This window comes from Paraburkholderia sp. SIMBA_027 (assembly GCF_046535315.1).
In the GTDB taxonomy this organism is placed as follows: Bacteria; Pseudomonadota; Gammaproteobacteria; order Burkholderiales; family Burkholderiaceae; genus Paraburkholderia; species Paraburkholderia tropica.
Genome location: NZ_JAWRWY010000011.1, coordinates 247,057 through 270,803 on the forward strand (window position 1 = coordinate 247,057; position 23,747 = coordinate 270,803).

Here is a 23,747-nt window from a genome sequence, read left to right on the forward strand (position 1 = left end):
ACGCGCGGCAGGGCCACGTTCATCGCCTCACAGCCGGAACTGTGCGACGCAACCGACCAGATTGTCGGCCTGCTGTTTCAGGCTCTCGGCGGCAGCGGCGCTTTCTTCGACCAGCGCCGCGTTTTGCTGCGTGCTCTGATCCATCTGGCTGACCGCTTCGCCGACCTGTCCGACGCCCGCGCTTTGTTCCCCGCTCGCGTGGCTGATCTCGGCGACCAGCACGCTCAATCGCTGAATCGCCTCGACGACCTGCGTCATCGTCGCGCCCGCTTCGTCGACGAGCGCGCTGCCGCGATCGACGCGATCCACACTCGACACGATCAACGCGCGAATCTCGTGCGCCGCCTGCGCGCTGCGTTTGGCGAGCGAGCGCACCTCGGTCGCCACGACTGCGAACCCGCGCCCCTGCTCGCCGGCGCGCGCCGCTTCCACTGCCGCGTTCAGCGCGAGAATATTGGTTTGCGCCGCAATGTCGTTGACGATGCCGATAATCTCGCCAATCTTGCGCGAGCCCTCGTTGATGCCCTTCATCGTCTCGACGATCGCGCCCACCACGCTGCCGCCCTGCACGGCGATCGACGACGCGCCCGTTGCAAGCTCGCTCGCCTCAAGCGCATTCGCGGCGTTCTGCTTGACCGTCGCGCTCAACTGCTCCATCGAGGCCGCGGTTTCCTGTAGCGCGCTCGCCTGCTCCTCGGTGCGCTGGCTCAGATACGCGTTGCCGGACGCGATTTGCGCCGAACCGGTCGCAATGGCGTCGCTGCTCATCCGCACCTGCTCGACGATGCCCGCGAGCGAACCCGTCATCGCGCGCATCGCGGCCATGAGACTGTCGTTGTCGCCGGGACGCACATGAACGTCGACGTCGAGATTGCCCCGCGATATCTGGCGCGCGGCTTCGCACGCGTCGTCGGGTTCGCCGCCGAGCTTGCGCGTGATCGCCTGCGAGAATTTCAGCGCGGCGGCAATGCCCGCGAGCACGATGATCGCCATGACGCTCACGCTTTCGAGCATGGCGCGCGTTTGCTCGGCTTTCGCCCGGCCGATGGCGGCGGCGGTCTGCGCGACGATCGCTTCGCCGGATTCGCGCAAGGTAATGGCGGAATCGCGATCGAGTCCGTCGACCGCCCGGTCGCCCACGGCGATATCGAAGCCCGACGCTTCGAACTTGCCGAGCGCCGCGCGAAACGCCACGCCCATCTGCTTGTGCAACACGTTGAAGCGTTCGATCTTCTCGCGCGCCTCGCCGGGCGGCAATGCCTGCGCGAGCTTTTCCGTGGTGTCCTGCGCCGCCGCTTCGTACTTCTCGAACGCACCCCAGTACTTCTGGAAGTGCGCCGGGTCCTTGCCGCGCACCAGAATATCCTTGCCGTTTTGCACCTGGTTCTTGAACGCGACCAGCGCCTCGTCGACCGCGCGGGCCTGCGCGTCGTCGACCGAAACGAGCCGCTCATAGGTGTGCGCGGCGCGGTTCATCTGCAACACGCCAAACAGCCCCGCGCCCGCGGCGACCAGCAGCGCGGCGCCCAATGCCAACGGCAGTTGATGGACCAGTTTCATGCTTGCCGTTCGCCGGATCGCGGTGCGCGGCGAGCGAGCCGTCGCGCAGGACGCATGTCGATGTCGTTCATAACGGGCGCGATTACAGGCCGCGGGACTTGAGAAGCGCATCGAGGCGCGGATACACACGGCGCGCGTTGCCTTCGAAAATCGCGTGACGGTCGGCATCGCTCAGCGCGTCGCAGGCGTCGACGTAGCGCTTGGTGTCGTCGAAATACTCGCCGGTATCCGGATCGCGGCCGCGCACGGCGCCGATCATTTCCGAACCGAACAGCACGTTGCTCGTCGGCACGACCTTGGTGAGCAATTCAACGCCCGGATGGTGATACACGCAGGTGTCGAAGAAGATGTTGTTCAGCAGACCTTCGAGCGGGCGATCCATCATTTCCAGCGACATGCCGCGATAACGACCCCAGTGATACGGCACCGCGCCGCCGCCGTGCGGAATCACGAGACGCAGCGTCGGGAAATCCTTGAATACGTTGCCTTGCAGCAGCTGCATGAAGACCGAGGTATCGGCGTTCAGATAATGCGCGCCGGTGCCGTGATGGCAGGCGTTGCACGACGCGGCCACGTGAATCATGGCGGGCACGTCGAGATCGCAGAGCGCTTCGTAAAGCGGATACCATTCGCGGTCCGTCATCGGCTTGCCGGTCCAGTAACCGCCGCTCGGATCCGGATTCAGATTGCAGCCGACAAAGCCCATTTCCTCGACGCAGCGGCGCAGTTCGGCGACGGAGTTCTTCGGCGGCGCGAGCGGCGATTGCGGCAGCTGGCAGACCGGCACGAAGTTGTCCGGATAGATATCGCAGACGCGGCGCACGAGGTTGTTCGACACTTCGGCCCATTCGAGGCTGGTGCGCTCGTTGCCGAGGTGATGGCTCATCAGGCCGGCGATCGGCGAGAACAGCGTGAGGTCGCCGCCGCGCTCTTTTTGCAGGCGCAACTGGCCGTTGCCGACGCCTTCGCGGATTTCGTCGTCGCTCACGTGCGCGCCCGAAAGCGGCGGCGCGTTGGCCGGGTCGTTGGCGGCGGCGATCTGCTTCGCGCGCCAGTCGCGGAACGAAGCGGGAACGGTCGTGAAGTGACCGTGGCAATCGATGATCATGTTGGGTTCCGTCCGGAAATCAAACGCAGCGTTTCCGAGTATTGAATGAGTTCGAGTGTGAGTCAGCCAGTGGCTAAAGAAACCGCCGGCACCGCGCGCGCGCTCACCGCCCCCGCTTCCAGCTGTTCGGCAATCTCTTCGAGGCACGACAGCATGCGCCGCGCGCCGGGCGTCAAGCCGCGATTGCGATTCCACAGCACGCCGGCGGGCCGCAGCAGTCGCGGCAGCCGCAAGGGCAGCGTGTGAAACGGCTGGGCCGCGTCGCCGCCGGGCGTGCCCGCCATCACGGCGATGAAGTCGGAAATTTGCAGTTGAACGCGCGCGACATGCATCGAAAGCGTCTCGATGTAGTTGTTCGTCAGCGGCACGTCATGCGCTTCGAGCGCGCGTTCCAGCGGATCGCGCAATATCGAACCGGGCGGCGGCAAGATCCACGGAAAGGGGCGCAGATCCGACCAGTTCAACTGCTTTTTCCGCGCAAGCGGATGGTGGCGGCCGACCATCAGCGTCACGGGTTCCTCGAGCAGTTCTCGCTCTTCGAAACTGCCGAGCGTATCGGGCGGCGGCAAGCGGCCCACCACGAGATCGAGATGGCCTTGCCAGAGTTCGGGCAGCAGCGACGCCGTTGTGCCTTCGGTCACCATCACGTTGGTGCCCGGCGAACGCTGCTTGAGCAGGCTCAGCGCCTGCGGCAGCAACACCGAGGCCGAGGCCGGCAACATGCCGATATGGATCTTGCCTTCGGTGCCCGAGCTCAACGCCTTCAGTTCGTCGCGAGTCTGATTCAGATTGGTCAGCAGTTCGCGCGCGTGGCGGATCAGGCAATCGCCGTACTGGGTGGGCACGAGCGCGCGCGCCGTGCGCGTGAACAGCGTGAGGCCGAGCCCGCGTTCGAGTTCGGCAAGGGACTTGGAAATGGCCGGCACCGTCACGTTCGTGACGTCGGCGACCTGAGTCAGATTGCGATAAGTGTCGATCGCCACGAGCAGGCGCAGATGCCGCGCCTTCAGGTTGGTCTGCAGGTACGAGTCGAGAGCGGACACGTCATGGACCTCAGCAATGTCACCGGTGCGTTAAAACGAGGCCCGTGGCCTTCGGCGGCGCGATGCCTGTGAGTCGCTTCTTCATCATTCCCATTCCTCTCTTTATTGTCGATTTTCGTCGGCGCCGGACCGATCGCATTGCCGGCCATCGCCTCCCAGTCCCCTGGGTCGACGATGGCCGCGTTGAATCGCGGACCGATCAGAAGTGGATTTCCGCCACGAACATCGGGACCGAGGTCTGCGTCGTGCCCGGCTGTTCCGAAGAGCGCGTGCCGTACATGTTGTGCCAGTATTCGTAACCGAGACCCATGTAGGCCGTGCGCGGATGACCGACGAAGGAACCGACGTCCGCCAGCAGATAGGCGCGCGTCAGGAATTCCGTCGTGGTCTCCACGCCGAAGCCATCGCGGCCCTTCGGCCCGGTGACGCTGGCGAAACCCTTGAATACCAGCGGCACGGGACCGAGACGGAACGCGTAGAGCCACGAACTTTCGAGGTGAACCGCCGGGTTGAAATGCACCTCGACGTTCGTGATGCCGTCGTGATTGCTCTCGGTGCGCACGCCGAGCGTGACGTTCCAGAAGCCATTCGGAATCGCGAAGTCGATGGTCGGCCCGACCACCACCATGCGAGCCCGTTCGGCGTAGGCGTCGTTCTTGGTGCCGAATTCATAGCCCACGGTCAGCCCGAAATCGCGCATGACGCCATACGAAAACGGCCGGCCGAAAATCTTGCTCGCGCTGAACGTGACGCGGCCGACGCTATAGACTTCCTGCGCGCCGCCCGAACCTGCCGTCGCATAACCGTAGGCATTGGTCGGTCCCGCTTCCGGGTTCGCCATGCTGGAGACGAGGTAGTCCACGTTGAACGCGTAGCTGCCGTACTTGAAGCCGCCCGTGGTCGTCAGATAGCCGATGTTCTGCGTGATCTTCGCCGGCGCGCCGGATGCCGTTCGCACGCCGGGATAGTAGAAGTTGGTGCCCACGCGATAGCCGATATACGTGTCGTTCCACGAGGTCGGCGGCGTGTAGAGGCTCGGCGGCGGCGAGAGCGGCGCGGTCACCGTGCTGGCCTGGGAGAGCGTCAGAGGCGCGGCGCTGGAGATCGAACCGCCTGCCTGGGCGACCTGGGTTGCGCTCGATGAATTCGATGAATTCGATGTGCTCGATGCAGTCGATGCGCCTGCTGACGGATCTGCTGCATGAGCGGCCCCCGCACCAGCCAGCAAGCCGACGAAAGCCACACCCAACATCGGCATGCGGGTAGCGTTTGATTTTTTCATGTCTCCTTCCATATTTGTCGATATGCAAGACGCGGTCGATTTTCGACTCGATTTTTCGCACCGTCGGCTACGCGTTCCGTGAAGTTTCGTGAATCGCGTTAGTCAAAGCCGGCTGCGGTGATAGGCAATTTAAGCGATAGCAGCGTGGTTGCCTTTACACAAAAGTGATTTTCGCTGGCACTTTTTAGCGATCTGAGGGGGCACTCGGGTAAGTCTGGATTCGCGAAGTCGCCCATATTTCAGGCTATTTCAAGGCATTTTTTCAATTAATCAGGAATCCGATGCTATGGCGTCGATAAGAACGCGATGAAAACAAAAAGGCACCGTGCCTGAACACGGTGCCTTTGCGGATTAAAACTTCAGTGCGTTCTTATTGACGGGGAATATACAGCGGCATCGAGTCTTCCCACAGCGTGTCGGTAATCGCATGACGATCGCTGCCGTCCGCATTCATCACCCAGTTCTGGCCGTCGGGCTGGAACGTGTCGTCGTAGAGCGAAAGCTCGTCGCGGAAGCCATATTCACCCGAGCTGTACGCAATGCGGCCGTCCCACGTCCAGGTCGCGTGCGCCTGATTCGAACCCGGCGTCGTGACGCGCTGCACGTCGGAGCCATCCGGATGAATCGTGTACACGTCGTAGTGGAACTTGTTCGGATCGGTCGGATTGACTTCCTTGCGCGTGAACACGATCCGCTGGCCGTCCGGCGACCAGCCGGGCAGATTGTCCGGCTCGGTGGTCAGCACCGTGGTCTTGTGCGTCGCGAGGTCGAGGATCCGCAGGCCCTTGTCCGTCTCGCTCCACACGCGGTAGACGATGCGCGTGCCGTCCGGCGAATAGCTCGGGAAGCCCGCGTTCTCCTTGCCGTCGGTCAGCACTTCCGGCTTGCCGTTCATGCTGCCGTCGGCCTTGATGCGCATGATGCGGCCCGGCATGTGATCGCGCGTGAAGAACCAGCCGCCCACGCCGAACGCCACCCATTGCTTGTCCGGCGACCACGTCGGCTGGAACGCGCCCGCAAGACCCATCTGAATCAACTTCGGATCGAGACCGCTGGTGGCCGGGTCGTAGATATGGCGCGCGTCGCTGAAGTCGGCATTCGACACCACGATCGACGAACCCACCGCCTTCTCCGTGTACACGAGCGACTTGCCGTCACGCGAGAGTTGCGGGAAGACATCGACGAAACGGTAATTCCATTGCGGATCGAAGCTGTAAAGCGGCGTGCCGTTCGGATGGAACGGTTTTGCATACACCACTTTCTCGTAGACGACCTTCTTGCCGTCGGCCGAGTAATGCGGCGAGCGAATGCCGCTGCCCGCCGTCACGCGCGACTGGCCGCTCGTCGTGTAGAGGCCTTCCTGCGGGCCGTTCTTGATGTGCCACGCGACGTCGTTCGCGCCCACGTACTGCGGGAACACCTTGAAGCCCGGCGAACTCGTCAGCTCCTTGCGCTCGCCCGTCGCCACGTCGACCTGCACGATCTGCGTATCGACCTTGCCGATGGCTTCGGGACGGTGTGCGCCCCAGGTCGATTCGACCGGCGTTTCGTAGAACACGACGTGCTTGCTGTCCTGCGACCACGACGGCGAACCTTCGGTATAACCGGCGCGCGCGGAAATCTGCTTGAAGCCCGTACCATCCGGATGGATTTCGTAGATGCTGCCTTCCTGGGTGCGCTCCCACCCGACCGGCAGGTTGTGCCCGCGCCATTCGCTGCCGATATCCGACGACAGCGCAATCCACTTGCCATCCGGCGACCACGACGGCCGGAAGAAGCTGTGCGGCTTGTCCGGATCGAACTTGATGTTGCCGGTCACGTTATGCAGCGCGCCGGTCTTGATGTTGAGCGTCCAGATATTCGTGGTGCCCCACGTATTCTTGCCGCGACGCGAGGAAACGAACGCGATGACATTCGAATCGGTCGGATTGAAGACCGCGGCGTCGCTGATGCCGGTCCAGTCGGTCAGGCGCTGCAGGCCCGTGCCGTCCACCCGCACGCGATACAGGCTCGCATGGCCGAGGCCGTCGCGTTCGGACGTAAAGACGACCCACTTGCCGTCCGCCGAGAATGCACCGTGATAGTCGAAACCATCGGATTGAATGAGCCGATGTTCGTCGCTGCCGTCGGCATTGGCGACGTAGAGTTCGGAGGTGGTGGGGCCGATCCGGTAAATCAGCAGGTCGCCTTTGGTCGTCGTCGCGGGTTCCGCTGCGTGAGCGAGCGCGACGGCGGTGGCAAGAGAAAGGCAAGTCAGGATTTTCGTTTTCAACTGAAGCGAAGAACGCACAGTACTAGTCTCCATTTTTTATCAGCGTCACAGCAAAGCGCAAACCGCCAGGCTGATAGGAAGATAGGCCCGAGGCGCGGACTTGTCCCTATACAAATTGCAGATTCGCTGGCACTTTTTGGGAACGGGCGTTGCGCGGCGGGGCCTGCCGAATCGGCTGGAAAGTCCGCCGGTCGGGCGTTCCGGGGCGTGCAGGCGCATGCCCCGCGACGGTGCGGCGCGCGGGCAAGCCGCCGATGCTGGTACTTTGGTGCGGCCGGTGCGCCGCGCGCGCTTTCAGCAGGGCGAAGGCTGCGCCTGCGGGCTGAGCGCCCGGAGCACGTCGAGAACGATCCGGTCGAGCGGCGTATCCGGCCCGACGATCCGCGCCACGCCCGCCGCGAGCAGGGCCTCGCGATGCGCTTCGGGCACGATGCCGCCGAGCACGAGCGGCGCGTCGCAGCGATGCGCCCGCAACGCGTCGAGGAGTGTCGGCACCAGCGCGCCATGTGCGCCCGCCAGCGTCGATACGCCGACGATGTCGGGATCGCACGCGTGCGCCCACGCGGCAACCTCTTGCGGTGTCGTGAACAGCGGCCCGAGGCGCACATCGAAGCCCGCATCCGCGAGCCCGCCCGCCACCACGCGCACGCCGCGGTCGTGGCCGTCGAGGCCCAGCTTCGCGAGCGCGATGCGCGGCGCGCGCCCTTGCAACGCGGTCCACTGCGCCACGGCGTGGCGCGCCGCGTTCCACGCCGCATCGTCGCCGCGCGTCGCCGCGTAGATCTGCGCCTCGCTCGCGAGCGCCCGGTGCCAGCGCGGCCACACCCGCTCCAGCGCCGCCGTGCATTCGCCCACGCTCGCGCGGGCGCGCATGGCGTCGATCGTCAAGGCCAGCAGATTGCCCTCGCCCCCGCCTTCGCCTTCGCCCGCGCCATGCGTGAGCGCATCGAGCGCAGCGCGCACGCGGGCGGCATCGCGACTCGCACGTAACTGGCGCAGTCGTTCGATCTGCACGGCGCGCACTACGCGTGCGTCGACGTCGAGCCATTCGCTGTCCGTGGGCGGCGCCGCGCGATCGCGGTTCACGCCGACGATCACCTGCTCGCCCGAGTCGATGCGCGCCTGGGTTTGCGTCGCCGCGCGATGAAGTTGCGCCTGCACCCAACCCGACTCGATCGCGCCGATCACGCCGCCCTGCGCGTCGATGTCGGCGAGCCTCGCCTTCACGGCGTCGATCGTGCGCGCGGTCAGCGCTTCGACCATATACGCGCCGCCCAGCGGATCGGCCGTCTCGCACAAGCCCATTTCGTGCTGAAGCATCCGCTGGGTGTCGCGCGCCAGCGTCGCCGCGGCCTCGCCGGGCAGCGAGAGCGCTTCGTCCCAGGCGTTCGTATGCAGCGACTGCGTGCCGCCGAGCACGGCCGCCAGCGCTTCGATCGTCGTGCGCACGATGTTGTTGTGCGCATGCTGGGCGTGCAGGCTGGAGCCCGCCGTCTGGCAATGCATGCGCAACTGCGCCGCGCGTGCCGAACGCGCGCCCAGCGAACGCGCCAGCTCCGCCCACAACACGCGCGCCGCGCGCAGCTTCGCGATCTCGCCGAAGAAGTCCGGGCCCACGGCGAAAAAGAAACTCAATTGCGCGCAGACGCGATCGGCATCCGCGCCTGCATCGACGAGCCGCCGCACATATTCGCGCGCGTTAGCGAGCGTGAGCGCCAGCTCCAGCACGCCGTCCGCGCCCGCTTCCTGCAGGTGATAACCCGACACCGACATCGCGTTGAATTGCGGCAGATGCGCGAGCACGTGCTGCACCACATCCGTCGCGATGCGCATCGACGGTTGCGGCGCGAAGATCCACGTGTTGCGCGCCATGAACTCCTTGAGGATGTCGTTCTGGATCGTCCCGCGCAGGCGCGCAGGTTCGACGCCGGACTCTTCCGCCGCCACGATGAAGGCCGCGAGCACGGGCAACACCGCGCCGCTCATCGTCATCGAAACGGAGACTTCGTCGAGCGCGATGCCCTCGAACAAGCGCTTCATATCCTCGACCGAATCGATCGCGACACCCGCCATGACAACATCACCGCCGATTGATTCGTCATCCGAATCATGTCCGCGATGCGTCGGTAAATCGAACGCAACCGACAAGCCGCGCGCGCCGCTTTCTATCGCACGCCGATAGGCGAGATTCGTCGCGCTCGCGTCGGCGTAACCCGCGTATTGGCGGATGGTCCACGGCCGCTGCGCGTACATCGTCGCGTGGATGCCGCGCACGAACGGGAACTCGCCGGGGCGCGCATCGAGCCACGGCACATCGGGCAGATCGGCGCGCGTGTAGAGCGGCTTGCGCGGCACGGAATAGGCGTCATTCATGCGGATTTGTCATGCGGAATCATTCGTGCGACCAGCGCTTGTGCGTCACGACGTCGGCGATTCGCATGCCGTCCGCCGCGCGGGAAATGGCGCACCAGTGCGAGAGCCCCGCGTGATCGGCGTGACGCGCGCCGAACGCGAGCACGAGCTTGTCGCCGACATTCGCGTTGCCGTAGAACGCCATCTCGCGCTCGACGAGCGAAGGCGGCGCCGTGTGCTGCGTCGAGCGCCAATGCCACTCGGCGCGGTCGACCATCGACTGGAAACTCGCGAAATACAGCAGATGCGCGCCGTTGAAATCGAGCGTCGGGCACGGCAGATAGTCGACCACGTGCTCGACCGCGTGCGCGTTCCGGTCAAGGCGTCCGTGCTGCGTCCATTCGCCTGCGCGAAGCCGCCTGCTTTGTTCGAGCATGGCTTGCGCGGCGGCGGGCGGCGGCGCGGTCGTGACCGGCAGGCGATCGAACGAAGCCTTGCAGACCGAGCGGTTGTCGCCGCTCGACGCGCGCCGCACGAAGGTCGATAGCATCTCGACCTTCGCAATTGCGCTCTCGGTCGTGAACACGCGAAACTCGCCGAAGTGACGCGCGCCTGCAATGCGGCGCACGTCGGCCTCGATGGCGAAGCGCTGGTTCTCGCTCACGTCTTCCAGCCGCGCCTCGCGCACGCGTATCGCCGTGAACGCGGCGTAGGACTTGCGGCCCGCGTCGTCGTAGAAGTCGGGCGCGGCGAGGCGCACCTGATCCGCGAGACCGTTCCAGTGCAATTGCCCGCAGGTGCGCAACAGCCATTGCTCGGACAGCCCGGAAAAAGCCAGCTCGGGCATGCCCGCGAGATAGTGCGTGCGGCCAGGCGCGGGCGGCTTCGCGGGCGCAACGTCACGCCGCGCGCGCATCGGGCCTCGCCAGCTCGACAATACGATCGGCCAGAAACGCGGCGTCGCGCGCGATGCCGGAGAAGCGGCCCGAACCCCACGTATGTAGCCACGGCAGGCCCAGAAAATAGAGTCCTTCCTGCGCGGTGACGCCGCGCGCGTGGCCCGGATAGCCACGCCCGTTGAAGATCGGCAGATCGACCCAGCTGAAGTCCGGACGAAAGCCGATGCACCAGACGATGCTGCCGATCCCGCTCGACGCAAGATCGAGCGTGCTGCGCTCCGCCTGCGGTTCCCACACGGCGCGATAGATCTCGCCCGGCGGCGCATCGATGCCCTTCTGCGCGATGAACTTGTCGATCGACGCGTTGATGCGGTTATAGGTTTCGTCGGCGCTATCGAGATTCGCGCGCAGATTCGGCCTGAAACGCAGCGCGCCATCGACGTAATCGTCGAGCGCGCCATAGAGCGCCATGCCCTCGCTCGCGAACTTGCGCAGGTCGATATCGCGGCCGCCATCGCGGCCCGTCACATAGTGATTGGTGTTGTCGCGCACGCCTTCGCGCAACGGATGCGCTTCCACGGGCATGTCGTAATACTTCATGTCCGCGAGCCAGTCGACCACGTCGCGGCCGCGATAGAAACGCGCGCAACGCGGCGCTTCGCCGACCGCGAGCACGACCTTGCGTCCGGCCAGATGCAGATCCTCCGCGATCTGCGCGCCCGACTGCCCCGAGCCGACCACGAGCACCGCGCCTTCGGGCAGCGCGCCCGCATTGCGATATTCCGACGACTGGATCTGCACGACCGACGACGGCAAACGCTCGGCCATGCGCGGCACGATCGGCGTGTGATAACCGCCCGCGGCCACCACGACCTGATCGGCGCTCAGCGTGCCCGCGCTCGTCTGCACGACGAAGCCGCCCTGCGCGCGCCGCGTCACGCGCGTGACCGCCACGCCTTCGCGCACGGGCGCGTCGACGTGCTGCACGAAACCGTCGAGCCACGCGATGATCTCGTCCTTCTTCATGAAGCCATGCGGATCGTCGCCGCGATACGGATAATCGGGCAGCGCGCATTGCCAGTTCGGCGTGACGAGACAGAACGCGTCCCAGCGCTGTTCGCGCCACGTATGCGTAACCGTGTGCTTTTCGAGCACGACATGATCGATGCCGTACTGCTTGAGGCAATAGCTCATCGACAGACCGGCCTGACCGCCGCCCACCACGACGACGCTCACATGCTCGTCGCAAAGGGGCGTCGACGTCGGGGCGGACGTGGCCGCGTGCGTCTGGGTGGACATGCGTTTCTCCTTATGACGGTTCAATCGATCTGCACGACAGTGACGACCTGGGCGTCCTGTGTGCGAAAGGGTTCGGCGCGGCGTTCGAGCGCCGCCCATTGGTCCATCGCCGACGAGCACGCGTAACCGAACTTCGCGCGCACGCGTTCCGAGGCCGCCGCGAGTCCGTCGCGCGCCTGCGCGAGAAAGACGTCGAGCGGATAGTCGCCGGGGCGCAGATATTCGCGCACGACGGTCGACGGCGAATAGCAGCGCTCCTCTTCGCCGTCGGGCCAGCGCACGACGAAATGCGTAACGGGCATCGCGTTCTCCTGGGGTTCAACTTTCAAACGGTGGATTCAAAACGGTGGAATCAGACTGCCGGCGCGTCCCACGCGCGGGTCGCGCGCCGGTCGGCCGGAACGATGAAGGCGCGCTCGTCGAGACGCCATGCCGTGCGCGTCTCGCCGCGCCATTGCAGATCGATCGTCGGTTCGGCGTGCACCTCGCCGATGGTCGCGCACGCGATGCCGCGCGCGTCGAAACACGCGCGTACCGCTTCGACGTGATGCGGCGCGACGCTCAGCAGATAGCCGAAGCTCGGGAACACCTGCATCCAGCGCGACAGTGCGACGCCCGGCGGACGCGGCACGGCGTCGAGATCGATACGCACGCCCACCTGCGAGCACTCTGCGAGCATCATCGCGGTACCCGCGATGCCGGCCATGCTGATGTCCTTGGCTGCTTCGCACAGCCCGTTTTCGGCGAGCTGCGCGAGCACGGCGAGATCGCCGCGAATGCGTTCGGCGGGCGCTTCCGTGGCCGCATTCCAGTACGGATACGGCTCCACGAACGCGCCGCGCAGATCGACCGCCATCATCAGCCGATCGCCCGCGCGCGCCGCGAAACTGGAGAGCAGCCGCTTCGCTTTGCCCAGAATCGCCACGGCAAGCTGCGTTCGTTCGCTGCGCGCGTTGCTGTGGCCGCCGACGATCGGCACGCCGAGCTGTCGCGCCGCCGCCGCCATGCCTTCGAGCACCGGCGTCGCGTTCGCCAGGCCGTCGCTCCAGATCACGTCGACGACCGCAAGCGGTCGGCCGCCCATCGCGCACACGTCGCTGACGTTGACCAGCACCGAGCAATAGCCCGCGAACCACGGCATCGCGTCGATCAGATCGCTCACCATGCCTTCCGCTGCGAACAGCAGATAGCCGTCGCCATCGGGCAGCGCGGCGCAGTCGTCGCCCGCGCCGATGACGGCGGACGCGTCGGCGTCCGCGAACGCCGCGAGCACGGGCGCGATATCGGTCTTGTGCGCTACGCCTCGACTTGCGCGCACGCTCGCCACGAGGTCGTCGAGCGTCGTTGTATCGACGGTCGTGTCAACGGTTGCGTCATCGGCCATCACGCGGCCCTCCGCTGATCGACCACGAAGCCGAGATAAGGCGTCGCGCACGGCGGATAGTGCGCAAGGTCGGCCTGCATCCGGTGATGTTCGAGCCCGAACAGCATCGCCACGTCGAGCGTGCGCCAATGCAGACGCTGAAACAGCGGCGCATTCTGCGCCTGCACGTGCGCAAGAAAGGTCTCGCAACCGAGCGCATGCGCGCTGCTGACCGCGAGCCGGATCAGCGTCGCGCCGATGCGTCCGTGACGGCGGAAGGCTTCGCTCACGGCGAGGCGCGAGCCGAACCATGTCGTGCCGCAATCGGCCGCGTCGCGCCGATGAATGCGCACGGTCCCCACCACGCGCGCGTCGCACACCGCGACGAGCAACTGCGCGTGGGCGTCGACGGCATCGAGATCGTCGTGCTCGAAAAGCCCTTGCTCGCGGCAGAACACCTCGCGCCGCAACGCATACGCGCCGTCGATCTCCCAGCGTTCGCGCGCCCAGCGCACCACGATTTCCGGGCTCGAATCGATTCCACGATAGACGCCGCTCATGCCGCCACCTTTTCGAACGACGACAACGACGAGCACGCGCCGCATTTGCCGCAACCGGCCTTGATCTCGTCGGCGCGCAAACCGGCTTCGCGCACCATCGCGCCGAGCGGCGCGAGAATCGCGCGCATGAAGTCGGGCGTGGGCGGCGCGTGATCTTCGAGCGGCGTGCCGGAAATCGGCACGAACGGCACCACGAACGGATACACGCCGAGCGCGACGAGGCGCTGCGCCGTGTCGAGAATCCGCTCCGGCGAATCGCCCAGACCGGCGAGAATATAGGTGCTCACCTGGCCGCGTCCGAACACCTTTACCGCCGCCTCGAACGCCGTCATATAGCGGCTCACGGGCACGGTCGCCTTGCCCGGCATGATGCGTTCGCGCAGCGCGTCGCCGAGCACTTCGAGATGCATGCCGAGCGTATCGATACCGGCCTCGCGCATGCGCGCGAACCACGCGTCGTCGTCGGGCGGCTCGCACTGCGCCTGGATCGGCAGATCGACGGCGCGCCGGATCGCGCGCGCGCTGTCGCACAACACGGCCGCGCCCCGATCGGGCGTGGGCGGCGTGCCGGTCGTCAGCACCATGTGCTTGACCTTGTCGAGCAGCACGGCCGCGCGCGCGACTTCGGCCAGTTGCTCGGGCGTCTTGTGCGCGACCGTGCGGCCTGCCGCCAGCGACTGCCCGATCGCGCAGAATTTGCACGCCTTCTTGCGGCTTTCGTAGCGAATGCAGGTTTGCAGCACCGTGGTCGCGAGCACGTCGGTGCCGTGCAGCGTGGCGATGTGCGAATACGGCACGCCGTCGAGCGTCTGCAGCTTGTAGAAGCGCGGCGTCTTCGCGAACGCGATCTGCGCGACCGGAATGGTGCCGCGCGCGAGCACGCTGACGCCGTTCGCATCGGGCGCCTCGGCCACGAACGCCGATTGATGCGCGCCGTGCGTATGCACCGGCACCATCAGCGTGACGCCGTCGATCACCACGGCCTTGTGATCGGACGGTCCCACGCCGCCGCGACGCGAGAGTCCCGCCGCGTCCGGCGCGGCGAGCCGCAGTCCGCTCGACTGCAACTCAGTCAGCAGTTGCAGTTTCGACTCGGGCAGTATCGACTCGGGCCGTGTCGTTTCCGGCAGATTGACGCTGGCATTCATGCTGAGCACTCCAGGAAGGGGCGGCGCCCGCTTCGTCGAAAGAAACCACGGGCGCGGCGGGCCGCTCGTTGATCGCGAGACTGAGGAGTTCGGGACGCGCGTAGTGGCCCACCGAATCCATCATGCGTTTGCGTTTGGTGATGAGCGCCATGTCGAGATCGGCGATCACCATGCCTTCGCCTTCGCGCAGCGGCGCGGCGAGATGCTGGCCCTCGGGCGAGACGATCGCCGCATTGCAGCCGCCGCGCAGCGCTTTTTGCAGTTTGGGATCGGGCGTGATCGATTCGATCTGCGCGTCGCTGAGCCAACCCGTTGCGTTGACAACGAAGCAGCCCGATTCGAGCGCGTGATGACGGATCGTCACCTCGATCTGTTCGGCGAAGATCGGACCGACCAGCGAGCCCGGAAACTGGCTGCAATGAATCTCTTCGTGCTGCGTCATGAGCGCGTAGCGCGCGAGCGGGTTGTAATGCTCCCAGCACGCGAGCGCGCCCACTCGACCGACCGCCGTCTGCGCGACCTTGAGACCGGCGGCGTCGCCCTGCCCCCAGATCATGCGTTCATGAAACGTCGGCGTGAGCTTGCGGCGCTTCACTTTGAGCTGGCCGTCCGCGTCGAAAATCAGTTGCGTGTTGTAGAGACTGCCGTGATCGCGCTCGTTCACGCCGAGCACGATCACCATGCCGTGCTCGCGCGCCAGTGCGGCCACGGCGTCGGTCACGGGTCCGGGTATCGTCACCGCTTCTTCGTAGAGCCGCAGATGTTCGGCGCCCGATTGCACCGGCGGCAGCACGAACGAGAAGTACGGGTAGTACGGCAGAAAGGTTTCGGGAAACACCGCGAGCTGCACGCCCTGACGCGCGGCCTCGACGATGGCGTCGCACACGCGCGCGAGCGTGCCGGCGCCCGAGGTGAGATCCGGCGCGATCTGCACCGCGGCGGCGCGCACGATGCGCTTCGAAGATGGAGTCGACATGGCGATACCCGTGCGTGCTCAAACGGTCCAGGTATCGATCACGAGCGCGTTCGACTTGCGATGCAGCAGCTTCAGATCGAGCACGTCGAGCGGATTGATCGGGCGCACGCCTTCGATCAGCGCCTTCTCGGTCTGGCCGTAGAGCGCCTGCAAGGCGAAGCGGCAGGCGTAGACCTTGCCGCCTTCGGCCATGAATTTCATCAACTGGTTGTTGAAGTTCAGGTGGCCCGGAAACGCTTCGGCGCCGAGCGTCGGGAAGCCGCGCTGGACGCCGAGCATCACGCCGGGACCATAGAGCAGGATCGAGGTTTCGAAGCCCTTGCGTTGCAGACGCGTGGCTTGCAGCATGTTGACGAAGCCAATCGAGCCTTCGAAAGCAACGGTATGGAACGTGACGAGCGCTTTCTCGCCAGGCTCGGCTTTGACGTCCTCGAACACCTTCTCTTCGTAGTCGACGAGGAAGTCGCCGGTCTTGTGGGCAGGCGTGGTGATGGCGGGCATTGCGTGACTCCGTTCAATGATTGAGGACTGGTCCGACCGGTGGCCGGCGTCTCTCATTTCGCAACGGCTATGCCATCAAACGTCGTGTGCCATGCGATCAATTTCCAATCATTGCCGCCTGTCGCGAATGATCCAGGCAAATTTTTCTGCGCGCGCGGCTCGCGTGCACCGGCACACCGTGGACGCCGCGATGCTCTTGATTTAAAGGCCGCCCGCGCATGGGGCAGAGAATCGTCGAATCGGTGCCTGCATGCATCAATTCGGATCATTCGATGCAATCACGCGCGATCAATTGATTTATTTTCCGGCGACGATCGTCACTAGAATGAAGAGGCTCATTCTTCACGCGATTGCTCGCGCACGTCCATGTCGAACGTTACCGCCCATTGGCTCAAACGGCTCGCCGAAAGCGACAAGCCGGTTTATCAGACGATTCCCGATCTCATCGAGGAAGACGTGGCGAGCGGACGCCTGCGTCCGCGCGATCGGCTGCCGGCGTTGCGCGATCTTTCGGATGCGCTGAAGATCAACTACACCACGCTCGCGCGCGGCTATGCCGAAGCGCGCAAGCGCGGCCTGATCGATTCGCGCGCGGGCAGCGGCTCGTATGTGCGCGGACGGCCGCCCGCCGTGCCGCTGCGCGCGGGCACGGCGCTCGAAATGACGATGAACATGCCGCCCGAGCCGCCGGAGATGACCGCGCTGCTCGCGGAATCGGCGGCGCAGATCATCGGCGCGGCGGACGCCTGGTCGATGCTGCGTTATCAGGATTTTGGCGGCACGCAATTCGAGCGCGGCGTGGCGAGTCAATGGCTGCGCCATACGGTGCCTTCGCATCGCGCCGACGCCGTGCTCGTCTGCCCCGGCATTCATAACGCGCTGGTGGCGTTGCTGTTGCGGCTCGTGAAGCCGGGCGAGACGATCTGCGTCGATTGCGTGGCGTATCCGGGCCTGAAGGTCATCGCCACGCAGCTCGGCATGACGCTCGCGCCGCTGCCGCGCGACGACGAAGGGCTCGACGCCAACGCCTTCGAAACGCTCTGCAAGACGCGCAAGCCCGGCGTGCTCTATTGCAATCCCACGCTGCAGAATCCCACCACGCGCACGCTCTCGCAGAACCGCCGCGAACATATCGCCGATATCGCCCTGCGCTACAACGTGCCGATCATCGAGGACGACGCCTACGGCATGCTCTGCGAAGCGCCGCCCGTCGCGCTCGCGACGCTCGCGCCCGAACTCACCTACTACGTGACCGGCATGTCGAAGTGCTTTGGCGCGGGTCTGCGCGTGGCGTATGTGGTCGCGCCCAGTTCACGCCATGCTGAACGGCTCTCGGGCGCGCTGCGCGCGACCACCGTGATGGCGAGCCCGTATATGTCGCATCTCGCCGCGCGCTGGATCGAAAACGGCATCGCGCAGCAGATGCTCGCGGCGATTCGCGACGAGTGCGCGGTGCGTCAGCATATTGCGGCGCAGGTGTTTGCGTCGCGCGAGATCGAAACCTCGAAGCAGTGTTTTCATCTCTGGCTCACGGTGCCGCGCGAATCGGGTTGGAGCGCGTCGGAACTCGCTTCGCATCTGCGCACCAAACAGATTGGCGTGGTGTCGGGCGCGGCCTTCAGCACCGACGGCAATCCGCCCAATGCCGTGCGGATCTGTCTCGGCGGTCCCGGCGATGCGCTCGCGATGGAAGAGTCGCTGCATCTCGTCGCCGATATGCTCGATCATCCCGATCATCTGCATTCGCCGATGCTGTGAGCGCATGAGCGGCGCGCGCCGCAAAGTCAAACGTCGTGCCGTTCGCGAGCGCCGTCGTGAAACGGCGCACCCGCCGTGACGTCGCCCTGATAGAAGCCGCCGAATCGCATCAACTGCGTGCGCGCTTCCTCGCGCGACACGCCGTCTTGCAGCACCGCGCTCGAAAAGCCCGTGCGCGCGATCTGCAGCACCTGATCCGGCAACACGTCGCCGCATGCACGCAGATCGCCTTTGAATCCGAGGCGACGGCGAATCAGATACGCCTGGCTGAATGCGCGTCCATCGGTGAATTGCGGAAAATGCAATTCGACGCGCTGCGCGGCGAGAATCGCCTCGGCGTGCTCGAAGGGATCGGCGTCGTTCGGCAGCGTCACGACCGCGTCGCGTGCTTGCGCATCATGCTCGGCGCGCTGGAGCAGCGTGAGTTCGAGACGCGGCTTCATGCGAGGCTCCGTTGCTGTGCGCGCGCGGCATTGGCCGCCGTCTTGAACGGCTCCAGTCCGACGCGCCGCACGGTATCGACGAACTTCTCCGCGCCTGTGCCGTCTAGCGGCTGGCGCGTTTCGCGATAGACGCGCAGCATCGCCTCGATCGCATCCGGCACTTCGCTCGCGGAGAACGACGGCCCGATCACCTTGCCCGCCTGCGCGACGCCGCTCGCGAGCGTGCCGTCCGAGCCGCCGAGCGTGATCTGATACCACTCCGCGCCGTCCTTGTCCACGCCGAGAATGCCGATGTGTCCGCTGTGATGATGGCCGCACGAGTTGATGCAGCCGCTGATATGGAGATCCACTTCGCCGATGTCTTCCAGTTCGTCGAGATCCTGATAGCGCTCCATGATGGCGTCCGCGATGGGCAGCGAGCGCGCATTCGCCAGCGCGCAAAAATCGCCGCCGGGGCACGCGATCATGTTGGTCAGCAGATCGACGTTCGCGCTCGCGAGACCGGCTTGCGACGCCGCTTCCCACAACGCCGCGAGGTCGTCCTCGTGGACCCACGGCAGCACGATATTCTGCGCATGCGTCACGCGCGCTTCGCCCGCGGAAAAACGATCGACGAGATCCGCCACGCGTTCGAGCTGCTCGGCCGAGGCGTCGCCGGGCGCCTGATGCAAACGCTTGAACGACAGCGTGACGATGCGCAGCGACGGCTCCTTGTGGGCCGCGACGTTGCGTTCGAGCCAGCGCGCGTAGCGTGGCGTTGTCGCTGTGCTTGCTGTAGCCGTTGCAGTCGCGCGCGACGACTCGGCAGCATCGCGCGATGCCGTGCGCTGCGCGAGCGCCGCGGGCGGCTCGAAGCAGGCGCGCACGCGTTCGAGTTCGCTCAGCGGAATCGTGTGCGGGCCGCCGTCGCGCTCGACGATCTGCCGGAACTCTTCTTCGACTTCGTCGATATAGCGCTGCCCCTCGGCCTTCACGAGCATCTTGATGCGCGCCTTGTATTTGTTGTCGCGCCGCCCGTACTGGTTGTAGACGCGCACGATCGCCTCGATGTAATTCATGATCTGATGCCACGGCAAAAACGTGCGGATCACGGTGCCGATCATCGGCGTGCGTCCCATGCCGCCGCCCACGCGCACGCGAAAGCCCAGTTCGCCGGCCGCGTCGCGCACCAGTTCGAGGCCCACATCGTGCCAGGCCGTCGCTGCGCGATCGTCGTGCGCGCCGGTGATCGCGATCTTGAACTTGCGCGGCAAAAACGCGAACTCGGGATGCAGCGTCGTCCACTGGCGCATGATCTCCGCGAAGGGTCGCGGGTCGGCGATTTCGTCGGGCGTCACGCCCGCGCGTTCATCGCAGGAAATGTTGCGAATGCAGTTGCCGCTCGTCTGAATGCCGTGCATATCGACGGTCGCGAGCAGATCCATGACGTCCGCCGCCTTCGACAGCGGAATCCAGTTGAACTGCACGTTGGTGCGCGTCGTGAAATGCGCGCAATGCGTCGGCAGGCGTGTGGTGCCGAGTTGCCCTTGCGCCGCCATGGCGGACGCGTAGACCTCAGCCGGTGGATCGTCGTACTCGCGCGCGATCCGTGCGAGCACACGCAGTTGCGCGCTCGACACTTCGCCATACGGCACCGCCACGCGCAGCATCGGCGCATGACGCTGTACGTACCAGCCGTTCTGCAAACGCAGCGGGCGGAACGCGTCTTCGCCGAGACGGCCGTCGCTCCAGCGTTCCAGTTGATCTCTGAACTGCGCAGCCCGTTGCCGGAGAAAGGCACGGTCGAATTCTGTGTAGCGGTACATGTCGCGCGTCGAACCAAAATGAAGCGCAGAAGTTACGCCGATTCGCCGCGCCGCGACAGTAGCAGTTGGCGACGAAATGAGCGCAGCAGATTCGGCTCACGAGCACGCGCACATAACGTAGCGCCCACGAAAAATGCCCTCGGACATCGCTGTCCGAGGGCCGGCGTTCGCCGCGCTACAGGCAATACAGAGCCGCGAACACTGCGGGTTTGGGTGATGAACCGGGCACTCGCGCAGTAATCCCCGCCCCTTGCAGAACAACCTCAGTGCGTCGGGGCGCTGAACGGCATCATGCGCGCATTCGAGATCCACGCACAGAAGCAGTCGGCGATAAAATCGCCGTAGCAGATCGATCTCGCACGCCTTCGCTCACACCGACACCTATGACCCGCTACGAACGCCTCGCGCAAATCATGGCGACCGAAATTCGCTCAGGCAACGTAGCCGCCGGCTCGCGCATGCCGTCGCTGCGTCAGATCATCGCCCAGCACGGCGTGAGTCAATCGACCGCCGCGCGCGCGTATTACCTGCTCGAACAATGGGGACTCGTGCGGGCCGCCGAACGCTCGGGCTACTTTGTCGCGCCGCGCCCCGTGAACGGCAAGGCCACGCAGGCGGTCACGGCCGATGAAGATGAAGCCACCACGGTCGATATCAGCGAACTGGTGTTTTCCGTGCTCGATGCCGCGAAGCAGCCGGGCATCGTGCCGCTCGGTTCCGCGTTTCCCTCGCCGACGTTTTTCCCGCTGTCGCGTCTGGCCAAATCGCTCGGCCACGCGGCGCGCAGCGTGAGCCCGTGGAGCACGGTGGTCGATCTGCCGCCGGGCAATGAGAATCTGCGCCGCCAGATTGCGCTGCGCTACATGCGTATCGGCATTTCGCAGCCCGCCGACGAAATCGTCGTGACCAATGGCGCGCTCGAAGCGCTCAATCTCTGCCTGATGGCGGTGACGCAGCCCGGCGACGTCGTCGCGGTCGAATCGCCCGGTTTTTATGCGGCGCTTCAGGCGGTCGAGCGGCTTGGCTTGCGGGCGGTGGAGATTCCCGTCGATCCGCAAACGGGCCTCGATCTCGACGTGCTGGCGAACACGCTGCGCAAGCATCCGGTGCGCGCCTGCTGGTTCATGACCAACTTCCACAATCCGACCGGCGTCACGCTCAGCGATGCGAAGAAGAAGGCGCTGGTCGACCTGCTCGCGCAACACGACGTGCCGCTCATCGAAGACGACGTGTACGGCGAACTGCATTTTTCACCGGACTATCCGAAGCCCGCGATGGCCTTCGACCGCCACGGCCTCGTGATGCATTGCAGTTCGTTTTCGAAGACGCTCGCGCCCGGCTATCGCGTCGGCTGGGTCAGCGCGGGCCGTTTCGCGGAACGCGTGCAAAGACTCAAATTGATGACCACGCTGTCCGCGAGCATTCCAGCGCAGGCCGGCATCGCCGACTATCTGGAACACGGCGCGTACGAGCGCCATCTGAAGAAAATGCGGCTCGCGCTGCGCGACCAGCGCGACGCGCTGTGCGCCGCGATCCGCCGCTGGCTGCCCGCGGGCACGCAATGGACGATTCCGGATGGCGGCTACTTTTTGTGGCTGCGATTCGACAAAGCGATCGACGCGATGGAGTTGCATCGGCGCGCGATCGGACGCGGCATCAGCGTGGCGCCCGGCCCGATTTTCTCGGCGACCTCCGCGTTCGAGCATTGCATCCGCCTGAACTTCGGGCATCCGTGGTCGCCTCGCATCGACGCGGCGATCCGCACGCTGGGGGAAATACTCTCGGAGACGGTGAAGGGAGCTTGAGCGGTCGTCAGACCTTTGCGCGCGCTTCCGACGCTTCCGACGCGTCGATCGCCTTGCCCAGCGCAATCAGATAGCGCTTCGCCGCAGCGACATCGCCGCGCCAAAGCCATTTCAGGCAAGTGAGCAGTTCCCACGCGAGACCGCGATCGCCATAGCCATACGCCGACGACGCGTCCCCGACGCTCGCTGCCAGGCGGCTCACGCTGCGCGATTCCAGATAGCGATCGCGATTCACGATCTCCACGAACGGCTGTTCCAGTACGAGTTGCGTGGCCGGCGCGATGACGTGAAATTCAATCGACGTCATATCGTCGAAGATGAGCTTCTGGAACGGGCTCTCCGCATCGTGCGCGCCATCGAGCGTGAAAAGCGCTTGCGACGTCGCGACTTGCTGTTCGATCGCCTCAAACAGCGCCCGGCCTTCGCCTGGCGCGCAAAAGGCGACGAGGTCGAGGTCCGAGAGCCGGTCAGCGGATTGCTTCGCAAATGAACCGACCAGCACCGCGCCGAGGCATTGCGGCATCTCGCGAAGCGCGGCCGCCATCGGCACGAGCCGCTCGATCTGCAATGACGTCGAGGGATCGTTTTGCCACTTCCGGAGAAACGCTTCGAAGTCCATCGCAGGCTCCCTGGCCGTGACGCGTCACGTCACTGCGCGATATACACGGCCGTGCCCGCCTGCGCGATCGTCTCGCTCATCGCGTCGGGCAGCGGTTTATCGGTGAAAAGCGCGTGGATCTGGCTCAAATGCCCCTGGCGCACGAGCGCGGGGCGGCCGAACTTCGAATGATCGGTCACGAGATAAACCGTGCGCGCATGCTCGATGATCGCCTCGGCCACGCGCACTTCGCGCGTGTCGAAATCGCGCAGCGTGCCGTCGAGTTCGATCGCCGAGGTGCCGATGATCGCGTAATCCACCTTGAACTGGCGGATGAAATCGATCGTCAGTTCGCCCACGATGCCCTTGTCCCACGGCCGCACGATGCCGCCCGTGATGAGCACTTCGCATTCGGGGTAGCCGCTCATCATGCTCGCGACGTTCAGATTGTTCGTGATCACGCGCAGTCCGCGATGGTGATTGAGCGCGCGCGCGACCTCCTCGGTCGTGGTGCCGAGGTTGATGAACAGCGAAGCCTGATCGGGAATGTGCGAAGCCGCGAGCGCCGCGATGCGCCGCTTCTCTTCGTGGAACATGTGCTGGCGCGCGCCGTACGAGACGTTTTCCGAACTCGTGGGCAGACTCGCGCCGCCGTGATAGCGGCGCAGCAGATTCATGTCGGCGAGCCAGTTGACGTCGCGGCGAATGGTCTGCGGCGTGACGTCGAAATGCGCGGCGAGATCGTCGACGGTCACGAAGCCGTCACGCTGCACCCATTCGAGCAGCTCCTGCTGGCGCGCGTTGAGGGTGAGGCGGGGGTCTCGTGTCATGGTCTCGGAACGGGCGGGTGAGCAACGCCCCTATTGTAAGGGGTGACGCGGCCGGCGTTGCGCGGCTTAGCAGTTCTCGCGCGAAGCAACTGACGAATCGGACTTTGGCACGCACACAGCCGCCGATAAGATCGCCGCTCCAACT

The 23,747-nt window shown here is 65.3% G+C and carries 20 protein-coding genes; 2 read left to right on the plus strand and 18 right to left on the minus strand.

Features of this window, described 5'->3' with window-relative positions; translation table 11 throughout:
• Window positions 1-27 precede the first annotated feature (27 nt).
• The 14 genes from SB764_RS22040 to SB764_RS22105 all read right to left on the minus strand — a co-directional run bounded on the left by SB764_RS22040 (window position 28) and on the right by SB764_RS22105 (window position 16,363).
• The gene (locus SB764_RS22040) at window positions 28-1,560 is read right to left on the minus strand and encodes a methyl-accepting chemotaxis protein (protein ID WP_410864875.1); all 1,533 of its coding nucleotides are present in this window, start codon (window positions 1,558-1,560) and stop codon (window positions 28-30) included.
• Window positions 1,561-1,642: 82 nt separating this feature from the next.
• On the minus strand, window positions 1,643-2,668 hold the full coding sequence (locus SB764_RS22045; protein ID WP_074986271.1) for an amidohydrolase family protein: 1,026 nt from the start codon (window positions 2,666-2,668) through the stop codon (window positions 1,643-1,645).
• 62 nt (window positions 2,669-2,730) lie between these two features.
• Entirely contained in the window at window positions 2,731-3,711 is a 981-nt protein-coding gene (locus tag SB764_RS22050; protein WP_074987495.1) for a LysR substrate-binding domain-containing protein, read from the minus strand.
• A 199-nt stretch (window positions 3,712-3,910) separates the two neighbouring features.
• On the minus strand, window positions 3,911-4,993 hold the full coding sequence (locus SB764_RS22055) for a hypothetical protein (RefSeq protein ID WP_260183909.1): 1,083 nt from the start codon (window positions 4,991-4,993) through the stop codon (window positions 3,911-3,913).
• Window positions 4,994-5,363: 370 nt separating this feature from the next.
• Window positions 5,364-7,283 carry a hypothetical protein gene (locus tag SB764_RS22060; RefSeq protein ID WP_322008233.1) on the minus strand — a complete coding sequence of 640 codons (1,920 nt, stop codon included), beginning with the start codon at window positions 7,281-7,283 and terminating at the stop codon, window positions 5,364-5,366.
• A 276-nt stretch (window positions 7,284-7,559) separates the two neighbouring features.
• Window positions 7,560-9,638: a methylmalonyl-CoA mutase gene (gene scpA / locus SB764_RS22065; protein ID WP_410864878.1), complete on the minus strand. Its 2,079-nt coding sequence runs from the start codon at window positions 9,636-9,638 to the stop codon at window positions 7,560-7,562.
• A gap of 19 nt (window positions 9,639-9,657) precedes the next feature.
• Window positions 9,658-10,533 (minus strand): Pnap_2097 family protein, encoded by an 876-nt coding sequence (locus SB764_RS22070; protein WP_065059868.1) that lies wholly within the window; start codon window positions 10,531-10,533, stop codon window positions 9,658-9,660.
• Window positions 10,517-11,815 (minus strand): MSMEG_0569 family flavin-dependent oxidoreductase, encoded by a 1,299-nt coding sequence (locus tag SB764_RS22075; RefSeq protein WP_321893579.1) that lies wholly within the window; start codon window positions 11,813-11,815, stop codon window positions 10,517-10,519. The genes SB764_RS22070 and SB764_RS22075 overlap by 17 nt, the downstream gene beginning before the upstream one ends.
• Before the next feature lie 20 nt (window positions 11,816-11,835).
• Window positions 11,836-12,117 carry an MSMEG_0570 family nitrogen starvation response protein gene (locus tag SB764_RS22080; protein WP_065059870.1) on the minus strand — a complete coding sequence of 94 codons (282 nt, stop codon included), beginning with the start codon at window positions 12,115-12,117 and terminating at the stop codon, window positions 11,836-11,838.
• 50 nt (window positions 12,118-12,167) lie between these two features.
• Window positions 12,168-13,199 (minus strand): sll0787 family AIR synthase-like protein, encoded by a 1,032-nt coding sequence (locus SB764_RS22085; protein ID WP_410864880.1) that lies wholly within the window; start codon window positions 13,197-13,199, stop codon window positions 12,168-12,170.
• Window positions 13,199-13,738 (minus strand): MSMEG_0567/Sll0786 family nitrogen starvation N-acetyltransferase, encoded by a 540-nt coding sequence (locus SB764_RS22090; RefSeq protein WP_260183912.1) that lies wholly within the window; start codon window positions 13,736-13,738, stop codon window positions 13,199-13,201. The genes SB764_RS22085 and SB764_RS22090 overlap by 1 nt, the downstream gene beginning before the upstream one ends.
• On the minus strand, window positions 13,735-14,886 hold the full coding sequence (locus SB764_RS22095) for an MSMEG_0568 family radical SAM protein (RefSeq protein WP_410864883.1): 1,152 nt from the start codon (window positions 14,884-14,886) through the stop codon (window positions 13,735-13,737). The genes SB764_RS22090 and SB764_RS22095 overlap by 4 nt, the downstream gene beginning before the upstream one ends.
• The gene (locus SB764_RS22100) at window positions 14,807-15,862 is read right to left on the minus strand and encodes a Nit6803 family nitrilase (RefSeq protein WP_074987489.1); all 1,056 of its coding nucleotides are present in this window, start codon (window positions 15,860-15,862) and stop codon (window positions 14,807-14,809) included. The genes SB764_RS22095 and SB764_RS22100 overlap by 80 nt, the downstream gene beginning before the upstream one ends.
• A gap of 18 nt (window positions 15,863-15,880) precedes the next feature.
• Window positions 15,881-16,363 carry an MSMEG_0572/Sll0783 family nitrogen starvation response protein gene (locus SB764_RS22105; RefSeq protein WP_065059874.1) on the minus strand — a complete coding sequence of 161 codons (483 nt, stop codon included), beginning with the start codon at window positions 16,361-16,363 and terminating at the stop codon, window positions 15,881-15,883.
• 366 nt (window positions 16,364-16,729) lie between these two features.
• On the opposite strand from SB764_RS22105, the gene SB764_RS22110 reads away from it, so the two are divergent.
• Window positions 16,730-18,121 carry a PLP-dependent aminotransferase family protein gene (locus tag SB764_RS22110; RefSeq protein WP_321858606.1) on the plus strand — a complete coding sequence of 464 codons (1,392 nt, stop codon included), beginning with the start codon at window positions 16,730-16,732 and terminating at the stop codon, window positions 18,119-18,121.
• Window positions 18,122-18,147: 26 nt separating this feature from the next.
• On the opposite strand, the gene SB764_RS22115 is transcribed toward SB764_RS22110, so the two are convergent.
• Together SB764_RS22115 and SB764_RS22120 are read right to left on the minus strand one after the other, a co-directional pair.
• Window positions 18,148-18,564: a DUF934 domain-containing protein gene (locus SB764_RS22115; RefSeq protein WP_410864885.1), complete on the minus strand. Its 417-nt coding sequence runs from the start codon at window positions 18,562-18,564 to the stop codon at window positions 18,148-18,150.
• On the minus strand, window positions 18,561-20,369 hold the full coding sequence (locus SB764_RS22120) for a nitrite/sulfite reductase (RefSeq protein WP_410864887.1): 1,809 nt from the start codon (window positions 20,367-20,369) through the stop codon (window positions 18,561-18,563). Before SB764_RS22120 ends, SB764_RS22115 begins: the two co-directional genes overlap by 4 nt.
• 383 nt (window positions 20,370-20,752) lie before the next feature.
• Here SB764_RS22120 and SB764_RS22125 point away from each other — a divergent pair, with 383 nt between their 5' ends.
• The gene (locus tag SB764_RS22125; RefSeq protein ID WP_110329694.1) at window positions 20,753-22,174 is read left to right on the plus strand and encodes a PLP-dependent aminotransferase family protein; all 1,422 of its coding nucleotides are present in this window, start codon (window positions 20,753-20,755) and stop codon (window positions 22,172-22,174) included.
• A gap of 7 nt (window positions 22,175-22,181) precedes the next feature.
• Here SB764_RS22125 and SB764_RS22130 read toward each other — a convergent pair whose 3' ends face one another.
• The gene (locus tag SB764_RS22130; RefSeq protein WP_124262190.1) at window positions 22,182-22,793 is read right to left on the minus strand and encodes a hypothetical protein; all 612 of its coding nucleotides are present in this window, start codon (window positions 22,791-22,793) and stop codon (window positions 22,182-22,184) included.
• 29 nt (window positions 22,794-22,822) lie between these two features.
• Window positions 22,823-23,602, minus strand: coding sequence for a DeoR/GlpR family DNA-binding transcription regulator (locus SB764_RS22135; RefSeq protein ID WP_065059880.1), 780 nt, complete (start codon window positions 23,600-23,602; stop codon window positions 22,823-22,825).
• Between the last annotated feature and the right edge of the window lie 145 nt (window positions 23,603-23,747).